The organism is Acidobacteriota bacterium (genome assembly GCA_016713675.1).
Lineage (GTDB): Bacteria > Acidobacteriota > Blastocatellia > Pyrinomonadales > Pyrinomonadaceae > OLB17.
This window is the reverse complement of sequence record JADJOS010000001.1, coordinates 1,296,949-1,318,207: the sequence shown is the minus strand read 5'-3', so window position 1 is coordinate 1,318,207 and position 21,259 is coordinate 1,296,949. Positions and strand designations below refer to the sequence as shown.

The window sequence follows — 21,259 nt, the reverse complement described above, 5'->3', positions numbered from 1 at the left end:
GGGCCGCCGATCAAACAATGTCCGCGAAATCGTCCTCCATCCATTTGAATACCAATAGAGAGATCACCGCGATCAGGATGATCGAGATACTTGAAACTCCGACCACCTGCCAATCAAAACTCGTGCCGAACAGCGATGACCGAAAACCGGAGAGGATGCCGGTGATCGGATTAACGGCGAAAACAAGCCGCCATTTTTCGGAAAGCAAGCTGGTCGGGTAAAAGATCGGCGAGGCGATCATCCAAACTTGCAGTAAGAAAGGCAACGCAAATTTCACATCACGAAAACGGACATTGAGGGCTGAGAACAGCGTGCCGAGCGACGCAGCAAGCAAGATCGCGAGCAACAGGAACAACGGTGCATAAAGCACCTGCGGCGTAACAGCAACACCGAAATAGAACATCAGCATTATCGCGATCACAAGGCTGAATATGAGATCCGTAAGTGCTGCGATCGTAGCAGCGAGCGGCAATATCAGACGCGGAAAATAGATCTTCGTGACGAGATTGGTATTTGTTACAAAACTATTGCTCGCCATCGTGATCGAGGTATGGACGAAAAGCCAGATCATCACCCCGCTCAAAGCAAACAGCGGATATGGCACTTCGGATGTATCAAATCGAGCAAAATTGCTGAATATCACGGTGAATACCGCAGTCGTCAGCACCGGCTGCAGGATCGCCCATGCGACGCCTATGAACGTTTGCTTGTAGCGGATCATCACGTCGCGCCAGACCATGAAAAACAGCAGTTCACGATGGCGCCACAGATCGCGCAGCTCAAGGCTCTTGAGCAGCCGGTTTGGTTCGATGATTGTGATCTCGTTATCAGGCATCGTCCGATCAGATAGTCATTTTCCCGTAGGCGGCTATCGACTTGCGACGCTTACGTTCTCGATTCGCATGGAACAGAGTTCGCGGAACGGCAAGCCTCGCGAGCAATTTAGCTATTTGCGAGAGCGATCGTGCTCCGCCTATATTCTCTCTGAAAATTCTGACAGCTTCGCGTTTGCAGCCTCCGCGGACGAGACCCGCAACTGTCTCGAATTTCAGCTCCATTTGGATCCGGTCGAGTTCCTCGCGGCTTAATGGCAGTTGATCTGCGACGCGGTCTTGCGCGGCGATCCACTCCTCGAGCATCTTCGGCATATCGCTGCTGACGTTTGAGCCGTGCTGACGCCAACCGCAAATAACATTGCGATTGCGGGCAAACTCTCCGTCACAAGCAAGCCTCAAGTATAGCTCATAATCCTCAAGGATCGAGCCCTCGTTCCATCGATGCCTCTCCAACGCGAGGCGTCGATAGACCACGCCGGGACTCGAGAAAATTTGCCCTCGCAACAAAGTCGGAAGCATGTCGCCGTCGGCGAAATCCGTCCAGTTAGCCGTCGAATCGATAATATTGTCGTCCTCATCGATAAGATATGCGTGGGAAAAAGCCAGAACTGCGTCGGGCCGAGAATCAAGAAGCGATATCTGCTCCTCAAGCATTGACCGCTTCCAAACATCGTCTGAACCTATGTACGCAAAGTGATCGCCGTCCGCCATCGCGAACGCTTCGTTGAGAGTTGCGGATAACCCGCGGTTTTCGCGGACGATCAGTTCGCTCGGAAACGGACATTCCTTCAGCACGCGTTCGACAATGACCGCCGATTCGTCTTTCGAGCCATCGTCAATTACAATCAGTTTTTTGGGTTCGTGGGTCTGCGCAAATATCGACCGCAGCGTGCGCTCGATAAATGCGGCATGGTTGAATGACGGAACCACGACGGTGATCTCAGACATTGTAAGTAATTGTAGTTCGTTACGGATAAATTGTTAATCAGGCCCCGCATATCGCATTCAATTCGAACGGTACGGTTCTTATGAGAGTTCTACATTTCCTCGATACGCTCGGACGCGGCGGGGCCGAAATGCAGGCTCTGGATGTTGCCCGCAATGCAGCCGATCACGGCATCGATCTGACGGTTGCAGCCGGCGGCGGCGGCGGACTCGAAAGTGCTTTTCGCGATTCAGGGGTAGAGGTCGTCCGGCTTCAGCGACGGCTGCCTGTTGATCCGTTTCTTGCCCTCAATATCCGACGGATCATCAAGGAACGTCAGATAGAGATCGTGCACGGCTATCAACCCGTCGATGGGATCCATCTCTGGCTCGCAGCGAGCGGACTGGCAAATGTACGAAAAGTGTTAAGTTTTCAGGGCTTTATTCAGGACCGGAAGAACCGCGCGGCAGCAAAGTTCGTGATCCCGCGAATGGATGCCAATATCGTCGTTAGCCGCGGACTGCAAGAATGGCTTCGTGAAAAGGACAACCTTGAAACTTCGAAGAAATTCTCATTGATATACAACGGAGCAGATCCGAAAAGGCTCGTTTCCGGGGGGCAATTCACTTCGTGCCGAACTCGGCATTGATGCCGGAACACCATTGGTCGGAATGATCGCGAATTTTTACCGTGATCGCCGGAAGGACCAATTGTCTGTTGCGAAGGCAATGGCCGCCGTTGTCAAAAAGATACCGAATGCACACTGTGTTTTTGTCGGCGGGGTCGAAACAGGCGCGGAAGACAAGTTGGCTGCTTGTGTCGAACTGTGCAGCTCGAACATGATCAGCGAAAATGTCCGCTTTCTCGGTTCGCGAAATGACATTCCCGATATTTTGGCCGAACTTGATATTTCGATCCTCTCGTCCTTTCACGAAGGGCTGCCGGTCGCAATCTCTGAGTCCATGCTGGCCGGAGCGTCAATGATCGTCTCGGACATCGATCCGCATCTGGAGGCCTCCCAAAACGGCGAATATGCCGAGGTATTTCCAACCGGCAATGCCGAAGTGCTCGCTGAGAAGATATTATTGTTGCTCGGCGACACGGCACGTCGAGAGCGGCTATCCCGGAAGGCTAAGGAATTTGCGATAGAGAATCTAAGTATCTATTCGCACCTGCGAGACCTCAAAAAACTATATGAGGATCTGCAAAAGGCCTAATTTGCTGATCTCCCAAGTATCAATCTGCTAAGGAATTCCCTGTCGTTCCACTTACCAAATTGGGCCTGGCGGACGACCACCATGTCGAGCGAAGGTATGATATAAAGCCGCTGATTGCCCGCACCAGCTGCCATGTATAGGTCCTCGAGACCTTCAATGATGCCATTTTCGCTGACCTCGGTCATAACATTTCGAGTGTTCGTTCGGCCGCGTGGGTCTTTGCCTTGTTGATTTAACCAGAAGGTCAGGCCGTACGCCGGATTCGCTGCCGAGCCCTTGACCAATTCGTCGAGAAGTTTGGTTTTGACGATCTGCTTTCCGTTCCATTTTCCGCCATCTTTTAGGAGCAGCCCGAATTTGGCCCATTCACGAGCGGTCAGGCTTGCGCCTTGCGGCAAAATCGGCTGATTGCCTGGCATTCGCCAAAATGCGACCTTTAGGCCGATCGGGTCGAGAATGCGGCGTTTAAGATAGTCCATCAACGACTCGTTCTTTATTTTCAGCTTTCGGGTCATTATTTCACCGAATATTTGGAACGGCACCGGGCCATATTCAAATCTTTTTCCGGCATCCGCGACCACGTCAGAAACAATGGCCTCGCTATATGTAGGCACGCGGCCGATCTGACCGGCGTCAATTCCGCTTGTGAGCGAAAGCAGTTGACGGATCGTGATCTGCGACTTTCGCTTGTCCATTTTCCATTCGGAGATCGTGTCTGAGACCTTTTCGTCAAAGCCGGAGATCAATTTGTCTTCTATCGCCGCTGCTAACATAACGCCGGAGAACGATTTTGTTCCGCTCGCCAGAAAGTTCGGCGTTTCCGCAGTGCTTCCGTTCTGATAATCTTCGAACACGATCTTTGCTCCTTTGATAACCAAAACCGAAACGCCTCGGTTTTCCCGCGAATATTCTGCCGCAAGATCAAACCTTTGTTTATCGGTCATCGCAGGCTTTGTTTGCCCGGCCGCAACCAGGCCAAACGCAAATAAGATCGAAACTATATATAAGTACTTCATATTCAGCTAATAAAAATAGCCGGCTATCAATCAATTGACGACCGGCTTGAGGTGGAAAAACATGATGTTACTGACGCTGGAACTCAGGCGTGCCGAGAACGAGACTGATCGCCTTGAACACCTCGGGATCTCCGCTTGGATTTAGTAAACGGGCCTGCCGGTTTTGCCGGCCGCCTTCCTGTCCGTCACGCATATTGGGGACGGCCATAGCATTGTCGGTAAGTTCTTTTCCGGCTTTAACCTCAGGCAGCGGCTGTTCGAGCTGCTTCAACAAATTCGCACGCGTCGCGGCCGAAACGTCGCCGTCGAGGATGGATTCGATCGCCTGATCGAGGATCTTTGCCTTACCTTTGGACGCGTACGCATTGAGGTCTACTCGAGTTCCCGGGATCCGGTTGCTTGCTATCGCAACCGCGAAATTCAGGCGTTCGAGCAATGCTCCGGTGTTGACCCAATCCTCGGCAGTATCAGGATAGCCGGTCGGGGCTTGATAGCCGTACGGCACTTCACCAGGCTTGTTCAGCATCGCGAGCAGAGCCGGACTTGCGTTTGTATCGGCACCGAGCGTGCGGATCGAGCTGACAGCAAGTTCAAACGGAGTCTTGATCTTTGCACGATAATTTTCCGTAGCGAAGAACTCTTTGTCAGAGAACATTGCCTTGAGCGTCGCTTTGATATCGCCGCCCGATCTGTGAAAGGCATCGGCGATCCGACTGACATATGCATCGTTCGGGTTATCATTGACAAACTTGACGGCAAGTTTTCGGGCAATGAATTTTGCCGTTGCCGGACTGTTTGCAAGGATATCCATCACCTTCAAACCGTCTTTGATCCCGCCTTCGTCGATCTTCTGGCCCATAACGGTCTTTGGCCCGGTGACGTGTGCCCGCGAATTGAAGTAAAACTCCCCGCTCTCCACATCCTCAGGAACGCCTTGAAGACGCTGCAGCCTTCCGAGCCGCTTATCTTCGGTGCCTTGTATCATGCTCGCGGCAGCTCTTCGATAGCCGCGTGGATCTGCAATGGTCCAGCCGGTCAGGCACTTTGCAACTTCGATAATATCCTGCTGCGTGTAGCCATTGTCGACACCCAAGGTATGCAATTCCATTAATTCACGAGCGTAGTTCTCATTGATCCCGCGTTTTCGGCCTTGTTGTGCCGGCTGAGGAGCAGTGCGCATTTCCTTTAGACGTTGGTCAAGCTGGGCATCGTTTACGCGATACTGCTGTTTCAAACGCTCACGCGCCTGCGGCGGTAATTGACCTCCGCTCTGGATCAGCCGTTGTATTCGCTGGGCATTGGCATTGTTTCCACCGGCCTGAGCGTTCGGCGCGACCGACTCGAAATTGTCGAGGAAAAACAGCATCGCCGGATGCTGCGCAGTGCCGATCAAAAGGTCTTTGAAATTCCCGAGAGCGTTAGGCCGCAAAACGTCACGCTCATAGCTCGGGATGTACCAGCGAACAGCTGCCTTTCCGGCAAAAACATTAAAGTGATTCTGCCAAAAATCTACCATTGCTTCCTGCAGTTGCCGCTCTGAGTACACTGCACGCAGGACGCGGTTCGCGGCGATCTGCGGGACTATCTGAGCCGCAGGTTTCAAGTCGTACTCCTCATAGAGTGCCGCGATCTTTTGACGACGCTCTTTGCGGTCAGCGTCGGTCATATCTGCGGGATCGGCTTGCGCCTGTGTATTTGGCTGGTTCGTTCTTGCCTGAGTGTTATTGGCACCTTCGATCTGTCGCAAGAGCGCTCCGGGATTTGGATATTTGGCAAACAGCTCTGCCGTTGACATTCCGAACACATCGAGGCCCTTGACCTTACTTTCAGCCACTGTATCCGGTATCGATGCAGGATCAAGCTGCTGTTCTATATATTTGCGGAGGCCGACGGCCTTTACTTTTTCGACGTCGCCGGAACGTGCTCCGAAGCCAAGCCGATTGAGAACATGCATTATCTTCTGCTCGTCTGTCAACGGTTTTGCGGTCGAAACCGGCGTGTTGCCTGCGGCAAAGATCGGAAATATCAGTGAAAGAGCCATTAGAATGGCAAAAGATCGGTGCTGTATTGAATATCTATTTCTCATGAGAAGCGTACCTCTAAATTATGAAAGCATTATCTTGTCCCCTGGACAGTTAGACGCCCGCACTATGCCAAAAGGCGAAAAACTTCGCGGTCCTAAGATCGGCCACGGACATATATCAGTACAACAATCACCGGTCAGTGTGCATCAAAGCTGTCGTAATTCTGCGAAGAATTGGTTGAAATCGTAACGGTCTGCGGTAAGATACTATGAAGATGAAACGACAGCAATTTTCAATATTCGCGATACTTTCGGTTTTGATGATCTTCTCGACGTTTGCGTTCGGACAGGAAGAAACGTTTACCGACCCCAATGCCGACTACACTTTTAAGCTCCCTGACGCCAAATGGAAAAAAACCGTGAGTCCGTCAGCATCTAGCCCGAACGTCGAATATGTATACGGCGACCGCTTGAACGGTCATCTCGAGATACGGCGGATTGCAGTACAAAAGAACGAGATCCTTACCGATCTCGTACACAACACCGAAGAGCAAAAACTACAGTTCTTGCCCGGCTTTATTGCCGGAAAAGACGAGAACTTTCGAGGAAGACTGTCGGGGCTTGTTTTCAATTTCGATTATGTCAAAGCCGGCAGGTCAATGAGCGGACGTTTTTATTACCTTCGAGCCAACGATACCACAGTCTATGTTATCCGGTTCACGGGCTTTCAAGACTCGATGCGTTCTTTACGCGGCCAGACGGATTCGATCGGGCGGACCTTCAGCGTTAATTAGACTTGCTTAGCCCGGACCAAGGTGCGGGCTCCTTCCGGGATAATAAAGCCCCGTTCTTTTCCAAGTCCTGCAAATGACGTCTCGGCAGTCATCCTCATCGTTGCCAAGGAACTGTCGTCCAAGCTTGTCACTACGCGAATATCAAATCTCTCGGCTTTTTTGAGCAGGCTCCATGCTGTTTGGCCATTGACCTGATATTTTTTGCAGAGGCTCTCGGCAAGCATGCCGCTATCGCTCGCGGCGAACCATTTCAGAAAGTCGTCGCGGCCCAGGCCGCCCGCGCATTCGGCAAGCAGCACGATCGCTCCACCTTCGTTGCAGGCATTTGATGCCGCCTCGAGAGCTTTATGTGCCTGTATCAGGTTTATGTCATGCGGCGACCCGCCGCAGCTTACAATCACGAGATCTCGTTTTTCAGCGATATTGACCGTGTGGCGTTTTGCAAAAACGTCACAGGCCGCCCGGTGTGACGCGATCCAGTCACCGCAAAACAGATCGACCGCATCGCCCGCTGAATTTACGATCGTGCTGATCGCAAATGGCGGTCTGATCTTGCTTACTGCCTCCATGAACGCCTCATGAACTACGTTTCCGTCAAGTAACCCGGAGTCTACACCTTCGCGACGCGACTTTTTTTCGCAATCGAACGCCAGCCTGTGGGTTGCCGAAATTGTACTTGACGAAGCCAGTCCGGGACAGATGAGCTTTCGCCCTCCTGTAAAACCGGCGAAATAATGAAACGAGATGCCGCCTACCAAAATGGTGTGATCGAAATCGACCAACGCCCGATTTAGTTCGACTGAAATTCCGCCGGCTGTTTCGCCGAGCCGAACGAGCTTTGCCAGGTCTCGCGGGTCGTGGTCTTGGGTCTTGATCCGTTGTGCGATGAACGGCGTCAATATTTCCGACTTTTCGGCCTCATTTACCTTGCGGTGAATGCCGGTAGCAAAGATGATCGTGATATCAGACGGAAGCGAACCGTTTGCGATAAGGCGGCGTACCACGAGATTAACGATCTGCCCGGCGGCCGTTTGCCTTGTCGCATCAGGCACGACGATCAGAATGCTTTCGCCCGGGCCAAAGATCTCTTCGAGCGGTTTTGTGCCGATCGGCGCATCGAGCCTTTGTCCGATCTCGATGTCCGACAGCGCTTCGACGTCTTGGTGCTGACCAAGAATGTCGCAGCGATCATCGTCGTATTCGAACGCGATCGATTTTCTTCCGTATTTTAGATCGATCACGGGCATTCTATGTTTGTTCGGCCGGTTTGAAACATCTTGTCCCTGTTTCACAGATGTAAACGGCTTCGGTTTCACGGCTCATTGTTTCCATTTGGATGGTAAGGTGGTCGATCCCAAAACTCTCGTGGAGACGTTCGCGAACCGCTGCAAGCAGATCTGAATGAGCCACGGAGTCGTCATGGCTAATGTGAGCGGACAATGCCTCGATGCCCGACGATATCGTCCAGACATGCAGATCATGAACACCGCCGACGCCGTGGATCTGTCGTATGGTGCTTTCCACCGTCGCGAGGTCAATGTGTCGAGGCGTGCCTTCGAGCAAAACGTTTACGGATTCGGCGACAAGACGCCAGGCACTGTACATAATGATCAGGCTGATCGCAATACTGCACACGGCATCGGCCCAAAGCCAGCCAAATACTAAGATCAGCACGCCGGCAATAATTGCCGCCACCGATCCGAGGAGGTCACCGACAACATGGAGGAATGCTCCCCGCATATTGAGGTCATGTTTGTGGTCGGCGTGAAGCAGATATGCCGCAACGACGTTGACCACGAGGCCGCCGGCCGCGATCAAAACAAGATCGGAACCGTTAACCGCAGAAGGCGATCGGAAGCGTTGAAACGCCTCATAGACCACCCATAGGGACAGCAATACGAGAGCAACCCCATTGATAAATGCGGCAAGTATCTCTAAGCGGTAATAGCCGAAAGTTTTGCGTGCTGTTGCCGGTCGCAACGCGAACCAAAATGAGGCAAGCGTCAATGTCATCGCCGCGACGTCCGTCAACATGTGGCCGGCGTCGGCGATCAACGCAAGCGAATTCGTCAGCCAACCGCCGATGCCTTCGACGATCATGTAAGTGAACGTCAACGCGAGGGCGATCGTCAGTCGTCCGTTTCTGCTGTTACTATGTTGAAGCCCCGATCCGATAGCCGCCTCCGAGAAGAACTAATAACGCCGGAGCATATTGCCGCTTCGGAGCGACAACACAAAACCGCTCCGATTTCCGCGGTCGTCACCGATCTCCACCGCGAGCTCGGTTGACGGTGAGGATATCTGCAGCTTGAACGAACCATCGGACCCGGCGAATGTTTCGCGCTCGGCGGCCCGGACGATCATACCGGGAGTAGTTCGGCCGCTAATGAGGTAAATTCCGCCGCCCATCCCTTCCACCTTCCATTCGCTCGCATCAATTGCGACATTCCCGCCGCTTTTGACAACGTTGAATCTCGACGGGTCGCTCCAATTCGTCGTTTGGCCCGATCGAGCGGTGGCTTTCACCCGCCAGTAGTATGCTCCCGGCGAGAGCCCTGCCAATTTGAAATCGCGGGACGTCATACCGCTACGGTCTACCATGATCGAATCCGGAACGAACGTCGATGATTTAGAGATCTGTAAATAGAAGCTGGCAGCCGGATTCCCATCTGGGTCCTGCCAGCTGAAATTAACTGTCACTCCACCACCCGAACTGTCAACGATCTGCTCTGAGTTCGCCGGGGAACCGAGCCGCGGCGGGGCAAGCAGACGTTCCCGTGCGGAGAGCTTTGAACCATTTACAGTGGCGAATTCGTTCTCGCCGATGAGGGTTTTCTCGCCGCCAAGTGTTGTTTCGACGCCGCCGCGGCTAATACGTATCTCGCCGCCGTCCGGACCGGAAGTGCTGAAACTGGCGTCGGTTTTCGCCTGCAGCTGATTTTCGCTTTCTCCTAATTCGACAATGTTTTTGGAATCTGCGGGTTGATCTTCGGTACGGACATTAAGCTGCCCGTCATCAACGCGGACGCGGACATTCTTGCCTCCAAAAAGCGAAGTGGTGTCGCGGACCACGACGGTGCTGTTCGGCCGAACCGAATATACCGAACCATCGATCATTTGAATAACCGCCCGTCCGTCGGCTTGAGTCTGGATCGTATCACCGGCGGTCACATAGGTTTCCTTCGTTACAATGATCGTCTCTCTGGTTGCCGCCCGCGTTATGCGAACCTCACCTTCGAAGGAAACGATCCTTGCCGCGTCTTTGGGAATATCTATCGAATCGGCCGCAAGAAACCAGTTGTTCTTAGATGCATACCAGCTCCCATAAATGATCAGACCGCCGAACAGACCCAATGCGATAAGCCCGTAGATAGTACTCCTGCGGATGTTCCACCAATCAACGTAAAATTTGCGGTATTTGTTATCGTCCATCTAAATTGGACCTATTTCCCATCAGCTTTTTCCAGATCTGCGGCCGGCGGAAAGATCAGGGATAGAATGATCGACAGCATTAAAGCTCCGGCAACCGTCGCAAGGGAGATGTTTATGACAATATGGTCGAATTCTTTATTTTCGTACCTGGTCAAAAAGGTTGATATTGCTGAACTGCCATCGCCGCCAATTACCATCACCACGAGATGGGCGAAAAGCGGCAAGAGCATTTTCACTCCGATAAATGTCAACACAAACGCCAGACCATATTTGAGATAATGAAAGCGATTGGCCATATCCGCCAATAGGAAGAAAAATGTCCTAAGTCCAAGTATCGCAAAAATATTCGAGGTGTAGATGATAAATCTGTCTGTAGTAATTCCAAATATGGCCGGGATCGAGTCAACGGCAAATACCAGGTCGGTAAATTCGACAACGATAAGTACAAGCAGCAGCAGTGTGCCCGTTCGGACGCCGTCCGTTATAGTAAAGAACTTTTCGCCGTCGTAATGCTTGGAGATCCGGATATATTTCGTCGCAAGCCGAACCATTAGGCTCTCGTGCGGCTCAAACATTTCATCGGTATCCTTGAACATCTTCAGGCCCGTATAGATCAGGAATGCTCCAAAAATATAAATGATCCAATGAAAATTCTCGACGAGTTCGGCACCGGCAAAGATCATGATCATTCGCATGAAAAGCGCGCCCATGATGCCCCAGAACAAAACTCGATGTTGGTATTTCTTCGGAACCTTGAAGAAGGTAAAGATCAACAAGAAGACAAACAAGTTGTCGACCGACAACGAAAGCTCGATCAAGTAGCCCGTGAGGAAGAGCTTTGCCTGCGAAAGGGCCAAGGTCCAATCGCCGGTATGATTGCCTACTTGAAAGTAGACGAACACATTAAAAAGGAGAGCCAACGAGACCCAAACGATACTCCACGTGATCGTTTCTTTTCGGGTCGGCGCGTGAGACTTGCGGTTGACGATACCGATGTCGACAAACAGCGCGGTCAGCACAACAGCGAAAAACAATATCCAGACCCAATACGGATGCTCAACAGGTGTCATAAGAAATTCGATCGACCTAAATAATTCTCTCTACGATCTTTTTGATCTTTTCCAAACCGTCGGCGTCGACCGTCGAGAAATCGTCGAGTCTATCGCTATCAACATCAAGAACTCCAAATACGCTGCCGTCTTGTCCAAATATCGGTAAAACGATCTCAGACCTTGATGCCGATGCACAGGCGATGTGGCCGGGAAACTCATCAACGTTCGGAACTATCACGGTTTGACGCGTTGTATATGCGTGGCCGCACACACCCTTGTCCAAATCGATCCGTGTGCACGCCAACGGCCCTTGAAACGGGCCGAGTACGAGTTGATCGCCTTTTTTCATATAAAAGCCGATCCAGAAAAAACCAAAAGCTTCCTTGAGCACGGCCGATATATTCGCGAGATTGGCGATCAGATCCGTTTCGCCTGCAACGAGAGCCTCGATCTGCGGAGCGATCTCACTATAAATGGTCGCCCTGTCCGCGGCCCGCGAAAATGCGATCGATTCAGCCATAAACCTTGAGTTTACTTTGAACGTTGATACTGAGCAAATGAATTACCGCATCGGAAAATGTATAATTCCGTGAATGGAAACTGGAATGAAGATATTGTCCGTGGCGATCGGCGGTGCCTTTGGCGCCGTGGCCCGTCATCTGGTCAATATATCTCCGGCAGCAAATGTATTCGAGAAGTTTCCATTTCCGACTTTCCTCATCAATATTTCGGGCTCATTCCTTATCGGGTTTTTTATGATCCTGCTGGCAGATAAGATCGAGGTCTCGGACAATCTGCGAATGGCGATCATCGTTGGGTTTCTCGGGGCATTCACCACTTTCTCGACGTTCGAGATCGAGATATTCGGCCTGGTTCGCGAACGCTATTTTATTTCCGCATTGATCTATCTGATCCTCAGTGTCGTTGTCGGATTCATCGGTGTGATCGCCGGAGTCGAAACGGCAAAAAGATTCTGAGCGCGTTCAAATGAATGTCTTTTTGTGATTGCTTTCGACACTGTCAGTCGAGGTAACAAACATGAAGACAATGTTCCGTATATTTTTGCTCGTGGTATTTCTTATCGGTTCGACGTCTGCAGTTCTAAATGCGCGCACGTCGGAAGACCTCTCAAACGACCGCGATCTGCACAACGACAACAAAAGGAAGAAGCGGGGCGGGCGGGATGACGACTCGAACGCTGCGAACTCAAATTCCACCGAGAATTCAAATTCCAATGGCAATTCCCGCCGATCATCAGGCAGTATTACTATTGAACAAGCAAGGAATGTCGCAGTGAAGGCTGTGCCCGGCGAGATCCTGAAAGAAGAATTCGAGAATGAACGCGGCCGTTCGGTCTATGAGTTTTATATTCGAAAGAGCAGCGGCGATGTCTACGAGGTCTATATAGATGCCGGATCAGCAAAGGTCATTAAGGTCGAGCTCGATGACTGATCGCCAAATACTTATCCGGACGTGAGTGCTGTCCTCGCCAAGAGGGCACATTTGACGGCATCTTCGGCGGTGTCAGCTAGTGCGGTAATGTGGCCCATTTTGCGGCCGGCACGCGGTTCGGCCTTTCCGTAAAGGTGAATTTTCACATTCGGCAGATCCAGGGCGGCAGACCAATTCGGTTCGCCGTTTTGCCAAACTTCGCCGAGCAAATTTACCATCGCAGCCGGCCGCAAATATTCCGTCGAGCCAAGTGGCAGGCCGCACACCGCACGCAGCTGCTGTTCGAACTGAGATGTAATGCAGGCGTCAAATGTCAGATGGCCGGAATTATGAGTTCGCGGTGCAAGCTCGTTTATGAGCAGCCTTCCGTCCTTCGTCAGAAAGAATTCCACGCAAAGCGTTCCGACATAATCGAGCGTTTCCGCCACGCTGCGGGCGATCTCGATCGCTTGGTTAAACAAAGATTCGGACACCAGAGCCGGTGCAAATGAAACGTCGAGAATGTGGTTGGCGTGTTCGTTTTCGATAACGCCATAATGCGCAAAATTGCCGTTTTGGCCACGGGCACAGACTACCGAAACTTCCTTTTCAAAATCAACAAAAGCCTCAAGAACGGCGTCGTTTCCTTTTAGGGCGGCAAATGCAGTGTCGATATCATCTACCGTCTTTATCTTGCTCTGGCCCTTTCCGTCGTAACCAAACCCGGCTGTCTTCAGCACGCACGGCGTACCGAGTTCATTAACAGCCGTTCTCAGATCTTCGATAGTTGTTATGTGTCGAAAGGGCGTGACCGGAAATCTATTATTTGAAAGAAATGTCTTTTCACGCAGACGGTTTTGCGTCGTGTGCAGTATCTCGCCCTTTGGAAAAACATCGACAAATTCAGCCGCCGCCTCAACACACGCAGACGGCACATTTTCAAACTCGAACGTCACGACATCCACGCTCTGGGCAAACGTCCTGACCTCATAGAGATCGTCATACGATGCGACGGTCTCGACATCCGCGACCTGTCCGGTCGGCGTATCGCTCTCCGGCGAAAATGTATGCACGCGATAGCCCATCTTTCGTGCCTCGATGGCAAACATCCGCCCGAGCTGCCCGCTGCCGAATACACCGATAGTTGAATTTGGACGAATAGTTTTTATCACGAATGCGATCTCTATTGAAGCAATAGATTAACGCAACTTTGGCATGATATGAATTCGAGACAATTGAAATAGGCTGACGGTTCTATTTGGTCGGTGGAGACATCAGTTTCTGAGCTTCGGCCAGGCGTTTGTCTGAGGCTTTGAAACTTGGGTTGTCCTGGATCGCGGTTTTGTACGCGCCTGTTTGGCGCTGTTGCTGCTCTTCGCGAAGTGAAAGAGTTAGTTGCGGTTTCGGCCCGGCCTGGGGCACGGGCACCGGTGTCGCCGGCATGCTCGTGTAGTAGTAAATGCCAAAAACGACTGCCGCGGCGATCGCGAGTTTACTGAATGGAATGTTGATCTCGGCCTTTGGCTTTGCCTTGCTTGCCGCTGGCGATGCGCCGTAGAGATCTACGCCGCAGCGGCGGCACGCTTCGTCGGCGATCGAGTTAACAAGCCCGCATTGTGTACATTTTGCTCGTGACATGGTGAACTGCTTGGCGAGAGACTCCAGACACTATTTTAGGACAAAACGAACTGTAGTTTCAACAAGTTTTAACGCGGGCTATTTTGGAAGTTTGTCGTTCAAGACGGCCTTGGTTTGCTTGGACCTGAACGCGGCAAGTTTCTTACGCAGCTCGGGCCGCGAATTCGCGAGGATCGCGATCGCGAGCAACGCCGCATTTTTTGCTCCGGGCTGGCCGATCGCAAGCGTCCCGACCGGAACACCCGCAGGCATTTGAGCGATCGACAATAGGGAATCAAGGCCCTTAAGTGCTTTGCTTTCGACCGGAACTCCAAGTACGGGCAGCACCGTTTGCGACGCACACATTCCCGGCAGATGAGCCGCACCGCCGGCACCGGCGATGATGACCTCGATACCTCGTTCTTCGGCACTCTTAGCAAATTCGAAAAGCAGATCGGGCGTGCGGTGGGCTGACACGATCTTGGTCTCATGCTCGACGCCGAATTTGGCCAGCGTCGTCGAGGCAACCTCCATCGTCGGCCAGTCCGATTTGCTGCCCATGATAATAGATACCAAAGGGCTCTGGTCCTTTGTTTTTGCCATTTGATTAGGACCGACGGCTATTTTGCTCCCGCCGGCTTTTCTCCGTAGAGAGCCGTGAAACCCTTTTTGCTGAGGTTTGGCATCGCGTCGAGGTCAGACGGTTTCATTTCCTGCCGTTTCACTTCTTTTTGCCCTCCATTTCCCGGATCCAGCGTCCATGTTTTGCCATCCTGGCCGAGGTAGGCGTCTATCTTTAACGTCTGGCTGCGGGTGACCAGGAATTTGTAGTCCCAACGCAATTCCATATCAAATCTTACTTCCCAGCCCATCGAGCGGTCAGATTCCTTGCGATAGCTGCCCGGCACAACCTCGATCGGATATATCCAGAAAATTCCGCTCGTATCGCCAAACCATCCCGCGGGATCTGCCTTCATCCCGTCGAGCGTCATCTGCTTGAATTTTTCCGTATCCTCTTTGCCACCGAGCATCTTGATCGAATTCGAATAGGTGAAGAATCGGCTGAATGTCCACGGAGACGAAGCCGTTGACCGTTTGTAGATCGCGAGCCCTTCAAAACTGCGCTTTTCGCCGGTACCGTTATCCTTGACAACCATTTCGATTGCCCGCTTCGCCAGATTGTTAAAAAGAAAGCCGCTCTCTTGTTCGAGCTTCCAGCCGCTCGTAAACGTCGCTTTCTCGACCGTCGCAGTCTTGATAGCGGCCTTCGCGTCGATCATCGTTCGGCTGTCAGTCGGAAAACCCTGCGCCTTTACGTCTTGCATGCCGGCCAGTAGAAACAAGCTCAAGACCCCTAAAACCATGCGTCCAATGTGTGGTTGTATTTTCATAATATATAGGTAACACAATTTCATTTCACGAAAAAATCAGAAAGCGCTTCTGCATTCGAAAATGTAAAACAGCGAACTGGTTTCACAAGACAGCTTCGACGACTCGCTCAAAGCAATATTTTAAAGCCAGATTTACCTTTTACTCAAAGCAAATTAAACTAGAACCATATTAACCTGAATATTAGCAGCAAAATAATGACAGAAAAATCAAAGATCTATTACACATTGACCGACGAAGCGCCGATGCTGGCGACGTTTTCTTTTTTACCGATCGTCAAGGCATTTACGCGATCCGCGGATATCGATATCGAGATCCCCGATATCTCGCTCTCAGGCAGAATTTTGGCCAACTTTCCTGAATACCTGACCGACGAGCAAAAGGTCCCTGACGCCCTCGCAGCGTTAGGCGAACTTGCGGGGAAACCTGAAGCTAACATCATAAAACTGCCGAACGTATCAGCGTCCGTTCCGCAGCTCGAAGAGGCGATCACCGAGCTCCAGAAACAGGGCTACGCGGTTCCGAACTATCCCGTCGAACCCAAAACCGACGAAGAAGCGGCCATCAACAAAAAGTACGCAAAAGTGTTGGGAAGCGCCGTAAATCCTGTGCTTCGAGAAGGAAATTCTGACCGCCGGGCCGAAAGCGGTCAAGAATTATGCGAAGGCAAATCCCCATAGAATGGGCGTTTGGGCTTCGGATTCGAAAACTTCGGTAGCACACATGAACGGCGGAGACTTTTACGGAACAGAAAATTCGACCACAGTTGAAAGTGAAGGCCAATTCCGCATCGTTTTCTACGGAAATGACGGTTCTCAGAAGGTGCTGAAAGACCTCTCGCCGCTGAAGGCAGGCGAAGTGATCGATTCGTCCGTAATGGACCTGTCCGCCCTGCGATCGTATGTCGGCGAGGCGATCAACGAAGCCAAAGCAAAAGACGTTCTTCTTTCCGCACACCTAAAAGCGACGATGATGAAGATCTCGGACCCGATCATTTTCGGGGCGATCGTCGAGACCTATTTCAAAGACGTTTTTGAAAAATACAAGGACGTGTTCATCGAATTGGACGTCAATCCGAATTACGGCCTGGCAACGCTTTTCGAAAAGATCGCCGGCCATCCGCGCGAAGCCGATATCAAGGCCGACATCGAAAAGACGATCGAGAATGGCCCCCGACTTGCGATGGTCAATTCGGACAAAGGCATCACTAATTTTCACGTTTCCTCGGACGTGATCGTCGATGCATCGATGGCTTCGCTAGTCCGAGGCGGCGGCAAGATGTGGGACAAGGACGGCAATGAACAAGACACCGTCTGCATGATCCCCGACCGAACCTACGCTGGTTTTTACGCTGCGATAATCGACGACATGAAGCAGAACGGAGCGATCGACCCGCGGACTTTCGGTTCGGTTCCTAACGTCGGCCTGATGGCGCAAAAGGCTGAGGAATACGGTTCGCACGACAAGACCTTCCAGATCTCGGGCGAAGGCACGGTCAAGGTCGAGGACGAAAATGGCAGTGTTCTGCTCGAGCAGAGTGTCGGAAACGGCGATATTTTTCGGATGTGTCAGGCCAAAGACGCACCGATCCGCGATTGGGTAAAACTTGCTGTAAACCGAGCAAGACTCTCGGAAACGCCTGCTATCTTCTGGCTCGATAGCGACCGCGCACACGACGCGCAGATCATCAAGAAAGTTGAACGATACCTGAAAGATCACGACCTGACCGGCCTTGATATCAAGATCATGGACGTCAAAGACGCGGTACTTGAGACGCTGAAACGTGCGAGAGAAGGCAAGGACACGATCTCAGTTTCGGGCAATGTTTTGCGCGATTATCTGACCGACATGTTCCCGATCCTCGAGCTCGGGACGTCGGCAAAAATGCTCTCGATCGTTCCGCTCATGAATGGCGGCGGTTTGTTCGAGACCGGAGCCGGCGGCAGTGCTCCGAAACATGTAGAACAATTCCTGAAAGAAGGCTATCTGCGTTGGGATTCGCTTGGTGAATTTCTTGCCTTGCAGGCGAGCTTTGAGCATTTAGCTCAAACCCAAAATAACAAAAAAGCCCAGATACTGGCCGATGCTCTTGACGCGGCAAATGCGAAGTTTTTAGACACCGACAAGTCTCCGGCAAGAAAGGTCGGGCAGATCGATAACCGCGGCTCGCATTTCCATCTAGCGATGTACTGGGCCGAGGCACTAGCCGCTCAGACCGTCGATGCCGAGATCGCCGCGAAATTCGCTCCCGTGGCCCGTGCAATGCAGGAAAACGAAGCCAAGATCAACGAAGAACTGATCGGCGCCCAGAGAAAACCGCAGGACGTCGGCGGCTATTATCATCCAAACACGGAAAAAGCCTACGCCGCAATGCGGCCTTCGGCTACGCTTAACGGAATTGTGGACGCGATATAGGACAAATTACGAGTAACCATATTCTTGACATCTATTTCGGAGCCCGTGCATCAAAACCAAAACGTACCGAAACTTTTGTGCCTATGGTTCGTGTAGTAATTATTGTGAAAAAACTCGCTCTCTTATCCATTATTTTGTTTGCGTTGGCGTCCGCGTCGCAGGCTCAGATCCGTCAGGCACAGGGGAAAACGCTCGATGAAAAGGTGCGTGAAAAGACCGAACAGGTCGAACGCACCGAGGCCGAACTCAGGGCTGCCGATCCGGGCTCGAACAAAGAGGCCGTCGAACCAAAAAAGGCGGTGATGAACGTCGACGTTCAGATGGCCCTGACCAAGCTCGAATATAAGACCTTTGCCGAGGCTAAATCTAACATTACAAAAGAGATAACGGATGGCGACGATCTGTGGCTCTATGTTAAGTTCAACGGCAAACTCGAGCAATATGTCTATCGGCTGCAGGGTGAAATGGGCGAACGCTTTTTGTTGTTCGTCGAATACGGCCCCGAGGGCGACGTGATGGCAAAGAGCCATTCGATACTGGAATTCAAGAAAGAAGAGCTCGGCCTGACCGAACTAAAGATGAGCCTGTCTCCCGGAAAGGCCGGCGCCAACAAGGCCCTCGCGATATTCATCAAGAATGTCGCCGCAAGCAAGCCGGGCCGTTGGAGCAACGAACTCAGGATCACCAATTCCGTCGCGATTCCACGCGGATTTACCGATTATCTCGCCAAGGCCGCTTTCGTTTGCGACTTCACTCGCGGATTTACAAAGTACCCGAAGATGGTCAAGACGTTCGAGTCAATGGCACTTCGCGATACCCTCGACGAGACCAAACTGCCGATCGCAGGCTCGTTCGACGATAGCGAACTGCTCATTGCGATCAGCGAACGCCTCGCACTTGAGAAGATCGCTGCGACAAGGGTGTATTTTGCCGGCGACAATTGGCTCGAGTACAGCGACCAACCGACCAGCCAGCGGCAGTATCGGTCGGTAACGGGTGTTTTTCAGTATCAGTCTGGAGCCAAATGCCAATACGGCACCGCGACGGTCCTGCAGGTCTACGATCAAACAGCAAAACGATACGGCGGCTCGATCATCGCCCTCCGCAAAGACCTGCCCACCCCATGTGCCGCCCAAAAATAAAATTGAACGAAATCCTGGATCTGGCCGGTAACAATTAGAAACAAGATCGTCGTCCCGGCCCGCGAGATCGCCGCCGTCATGGCCGGCGTCAAAAAAGGCCTCGAGGTCCTCTTCGCCTCCGCCCCCAAACAGATCGACCGCGTTTACGTAGACGACAAAATATTCGTCGGTTAGGCTCCGAGGCAGAAGCCCGCACGGCAGTAAGGGCGTATCTTCCAACGTCAGAAAGTAGCGGCGTATTTTCCGGCTTAAGAGTCAAAAGGCGTAAAGCTGTACAGCTCTGTGCCTTTCTTCTTTCTGATTACTGCTAACTGCTTACCGTCGCTCCAATTTTCAATTCTCAACCCTCAATTCTCCCTTCGCCCCGGCTTCGCCATATGGCAGAGCGGCGATGGCTATGCCTCGTCGTCTAGATTTCCGCAAATGTGAACGGTTGGAAACGGTGCATTCTAATTCATGCGTTCGGAAAACCGTGCAAAAACCTCGCCGAGATTTCCTTCAACGCCGATGACCTCTAACGGGTCGTGGTGGATTTCATAGATCAGCCCATCCCCATCAATTCCGATAAAGTCACCGTCACCTATATCTCGCAGGTGAAAGAATTCTTTTCCATTCACCTCGACCTCGAAGACATCTGACCAATTAATGAGCCGTTGATCGTCATCGGACAGAAGAGTTCTTACCACGGTATCGGGCGAATCGAGAAATTCCCGAGTAACAGATGACACATCGATCGTTGCGGCATCTGGACTAAATTCTCTATTCGTGTCATATGAATATCCACAGATAAGACCGTAGCTGAAGAAGATCGAAACCACGGCATCTTCTAAACGCTTTTGATCTTTGACCTTGATTCCAGTTACTCGCCAGAACCGCTCATTCATATTCTGAAACCTAACGGAAACTTTTGGATTGTAAGTGAAATTTACGTAATTCTTAAAAGCCGGATGGTCAACCTCCGAATTACCAATAAACCTCACAATCCCTGCCTCCAATTGTTCCTTGTAAAGGCCATAGGTCTCCTGAGGCATTTTGGCCAGGCAGATGATCAAGAAATGGCATGACCGATTATCGAGTCTCGATGGAAAGATGTTCCGAAAAAAATCTATCATTGGAAAGTCTGCAATCAGGTATCGTATGAATAGCCATTCAGGATGCCGACTAGCTTTTTAGCCACTTCAGCTCCACCGTAAGACCTTTCTAGATCATCGAAGCTGATAATGTTCCAGTCTTGTTTTAGCGCATGAACCGAATAAACTTTCACAAATACGTCAGCTTCTTTTCTCTGCTGTTGATCTTCCCATTTCTCAATTTCTTTCTCTAGAAATCGTAATCTTCTAACCCAGTGGTCATAATTTAAAGTATCTGCCTCTATTTTTTAGACTGACCGTCGATAAGTCACAACCGTCGCTGAAGGCATGATCCCACAGGGTAGCGTTCTCAAACTAAGTTATCGAACTTCCGACCAGTTAGCTGAATACCTCTCTATTCAGCCACCCTTGCTGTCTCTAATAATGGATACTGAGGGGTTAGCTGTACGTCTTTCACGACTATTGCACTTTTCTTAGCCGGTAGATAAACCTTTTCAAAATACAAACGTATCAACAGCGATTCCTCATCGCCACACGGGACCTGGGCCGACGTTAACAAGTAATCGCCAGGCTCAATATCAAACCTTAAAGGCTCATCTTCTTCAGGTGCGAAGAGACAAGCATGCTCTGACATAGAATGGAACGGAACGGATATCACTCTTTCTTCGTCGCCTTGGCGTTTGAAGACAGCATAGAAAATCTTGACATCTGCCGAGCCGAATTGAAATAAAGTCCGGAAACTCACCGCTGAGTCGGTTCTTGCGAAGCCTTGACTAAAATGTCTATCACTCCAATCCAGACCGACGTTTTTCGACGCTTCATCAAAGATTACGAACTGACTGTACGAAAAGTATATTTGGAAACTAGATATCAACAATT

The 21,259-nt window shown here is 51.3% G+C and carries 21 protein-coding genes and 1 pseudogene; 7 read left to right on the top strand and 15 right to left on the bottom strand.

The annotated features are described in order from the left end of the window. Positions 1-10: 10 nt before the first annotated feature. Together IPK01_06005 and IPK01_06000 are read right to left on the bottom strand one after the other, a co-directional pair. On the bottom strand, positions 11-835 hold the full coding sequence (locus tag IPK01_06005) for an ABC transporter permease (GenBank protein ID MBK7933044.1): 825 nt from the start codon (positions 833-835) through the stop codon (positions 11-13). A 7-nt stretch (positions 836-842) separates the two neighbouring features. Next, the gene (locus tag IPK01_06000) at positions 843-1,784 is read right to left on the bottom strand and encodes a glycosyltransferase family 2 protein (GenBank protein ID MBK7933043.1); all 942 of its coding nucleotides are present in this window, start codon (positions 1,782-1,784) and stop codon (positions 843-845) included. Between the two features lie 80 nt (positions 1,785-1,864). On the opposite strand from IPK01_06000, the gene IPK01_05995 reads away from it, so the two are divergent. Next, positions 1,865-2,410: a glycosyltransferase gene (locus tag IPK01_05995; protein MBK7933042.1), complete on the top strand. Its 546-nt coding sequence runs from the start codon at positions 1,865-1,867 to the stop codon at positions 2,408-2,410. 13 nt (positions 2,411-2,423) lie between these two features. Next, a complete protein-coding gene (locus tag IPK01_05990; GenBank protein MBK7933041.1) occupies positions 2,424-2,978 on the top strand; it encodes a glycosyltransferase family 4 protein in 555 nt (184 codons plus the stop codon). Here the strand turns inward: IPK01_05990 and IPK01_05985 are convergent. Together IPK01_05985 and IPK01_05980 are read right to left on the bottom strand one after the other, a co-directional pair. Continuing rightward, a complete protein-coding gene (locus tag IPK01_05985) occupies positions 2,975-3,994 on the bottom strand; it encodes a serine hydrolase (protein MBK7933040.1) in 1,020 nt (339 codons plus the stop codon). The genes IPK01_05990 and IPK01_05985 overlap by 4 nt on opposite strands. A 67-nt stretch (positions 3,995-4,061) precedes the next feature. Next, positions 4,062-6,080, bottom strand: a complete 2,019-nt coding sequence (locus IPK01_05980; GenBank protein MBK7933039.1) for a DUF1800 domain-containing protein — start codon at positions 6,078-6,080, stop codon at positions 4,062-4,064. Between the two features lie 206 nt (positions 6,081-6,286). On the opposite strand from IPK01_05980, the gene IPK01_05975 reads away from it, so the two are divergent. Continuing rightward, positions 6,287-6,811, top strand: coding sequence for a hypothetical protein (locus IPK01_05975; protein MBK7933038.1), 525 nt, complete (start codon positions 6,287-6,289; stop codon positions 6,809-6,811). Here the strand turns inward: IPK01_05975 and larA are convergent. From larA to IPK01_05950, 5 genes are all read right to left on the bottom strand, one after another. Next, positions 6,808-8,058 (bottom strand): nickel-dependent lactate racemase, encoded by a 1,251-nt coding sequence (gene larA, locus IPK01_05970; protein ID MBK7933037.1) that lies wholly within the window; start codon positions 8,056-8,058, stop codon positions 6,808-6,810. The genes IPK01_05975 and larA overlap by 4 nt on opposite strands. 1 nt (position 8,059) lies before the next feature. Further along, entirely contained in the window at positions 8,060-8,926 is an 867-nt protein-coding gene (locus tag IPK01_05965) for a cation transporter (protein ID MBK7933036.1), read from the bottom strand. Positions 8,927-9,004: 78 nt separating this feature from the next. Further along, on the bottom strand, positions 9,005-10,243 hold the full coding sequence (locus tag IPK01_05960) for a FecR domain-containing protein (GenBank protein MBK7933035.1): 1,239 nt from the start codon (positions 10,241-10,243) through the stop codon (positions 9,005-9,007). An 11-nt stretch (positions 10,244-10,254) separates the two neighbouring features. Further along, entirely contained in the window at positions 10,255-11,313 is a 1,059-nt protein-coding gene (locus IPK01_05955) for a TerC family protein (GenBank protein ID MBK7933034.1), read from the bottom strand. A 16-nt stretch (positions 11,314-11,329) separates the two neighbouring features. Further along, positions 11,330-11,815, bottom strand: coding sequence for a GAF domain-containing protein (locus IPK01_05950; protein ID MBK7933033.1), 486 nt, complete (start codon positions 11,813-11,815; stop codon positions 11,330-11,332). A gap of 85 nt (positions 11,816-11,900) precedes the next feature. Between IPK01_05950 and crcB the strand changes: the two genes are divergently transcribed. Further along, positions 11,901-12,272: a fluoride efflux transporter CrcB gene (gene crcB, locus IPK01_05945; protein MBK7933032.1), complete on the top strand. Its 372-nt coding sequence runs from the start codon at positions 11,901-11,903 to the stop codon at positions 12,270-12,272. A 61-nt stretch (positions 12,273-12,333) separates the two neighbouring features. Further along, entirely contained in the window at positions 12,334-12,747 is a 414-nt protein-coding gene (locus IPK01_05940) for a PepSY domain-containing protein (GenBank protein MBK7933031.1), read from the top strand. Between the two features lie 11 nt (positions 12,748-12,758). Here IPK01_05940 and IPK01_05935 read toward each other — a convergent pair whose 3' ends face one another. The 4 genes from IPK01_05935 to IPK01_05920 all read right to left on the bottom strand — a co-directional run bounded on the left by IPK01_05935 (position 12,759) and on the right by IPK01_05920 (position 15,734). Next, the gene (locus IPK01_05935) at positions 12,759-13,898 is read right to left on the bottom strand and encodes a 5-(carboxyamino)imidazole ribonucleotide synthase (GenBank protein MBK7933030.1); all 1,140 of its coding nucleotides are present in this window, start codon (positions 13,896-13,898) and stop codon (positions 12,759-12,761) included. Between the two features lie 82 nt (positions 13,899-13,980). Beyond that, complete coding sequence (locus tag IPK01_05930) at positions 13,981-14,364, bottom strand: hypothetical protein (protein ID MBK7933029.1); 384 nt, start codon at positions 14,362-14,364, stop codon at positions 13,981-13,983. Positions 14,365-14,442: 78 nt separating this feature from the next. Then, a complete protein-coding gene (gene purE / locus IPK01_05925) occupies positions 14,443-14,946 on the bottom strand; it encodes a 5-(carboxyamino)imidazole ribonucleotide mutase (GenBank protein ID MBK7933028.1) in 504 nt (167 codons plus the stop codon). Between the two features lie 17 nt (positions 14,947-14,963). Continuing rightward, positions 14,964-15,734, bottom strand: a complete 771-nt coding sequence (locus IPK01_05920) for a hypothetical protein (protein ID MBK7933027.1) — start codon at positions 15,732-15,734, stop codon at positions 14,964-14,966. A gap of 195 nt (positions 15,735-15,929) precedes the next feature. Between IPK01_05920 and IPK01_05915 the strand changes: the two are divergent. Then, positions 15,930-18,147 (top strand): annotated as a pseudogene (locus IPK01_05915) (NADP-dependent isocitrate dehydrogenase). A gap of 104 nt (positions 18,148-18,251) precedes the next feature. Beyond that, positions 18,252-19,289, top strand: a complete 1,038-nt coding sequence (locus tag IPK01_05910) for a hypothetical protein (protein MBK7933026.1) — start codon at positions 18,252-18,254, stop codon at positions 19,287-19,289. A 449-nt stretch (positions 19,290-19,738) separates the two neighbouring features. On the opposite strand, the gene IPK01_05905 is transcribed toward IPK01_05910, so the two are convergent. Together IPK01_05905 and IPK01_05900 are read right to left on the bottom strand one after the other, a co-directional pair. Further along, complete coding sequence (locus IPK01_05905) at positions 19,739-20,269, bottom strand: hypothetical protein (protein ID MBK7933025.1); 531 nt, start codon at positions 20,267-20,269, stop codon at positions 19,739-19,741. A gap of 505 nt (positions 20,270-20,774) precedes the next feature. Continuing rightward, complete coding sequence (locus tag IPK01_05900) at positions 20,775-21,257, bottom strand: hypothetical protein (protein MBK7933024.1); 483 nt, start codon at positions 21,255-21,257, stop codon at positions 20,775-20,777. Positions 21,258-21,259: the final 2 nt, after the last annotated feature.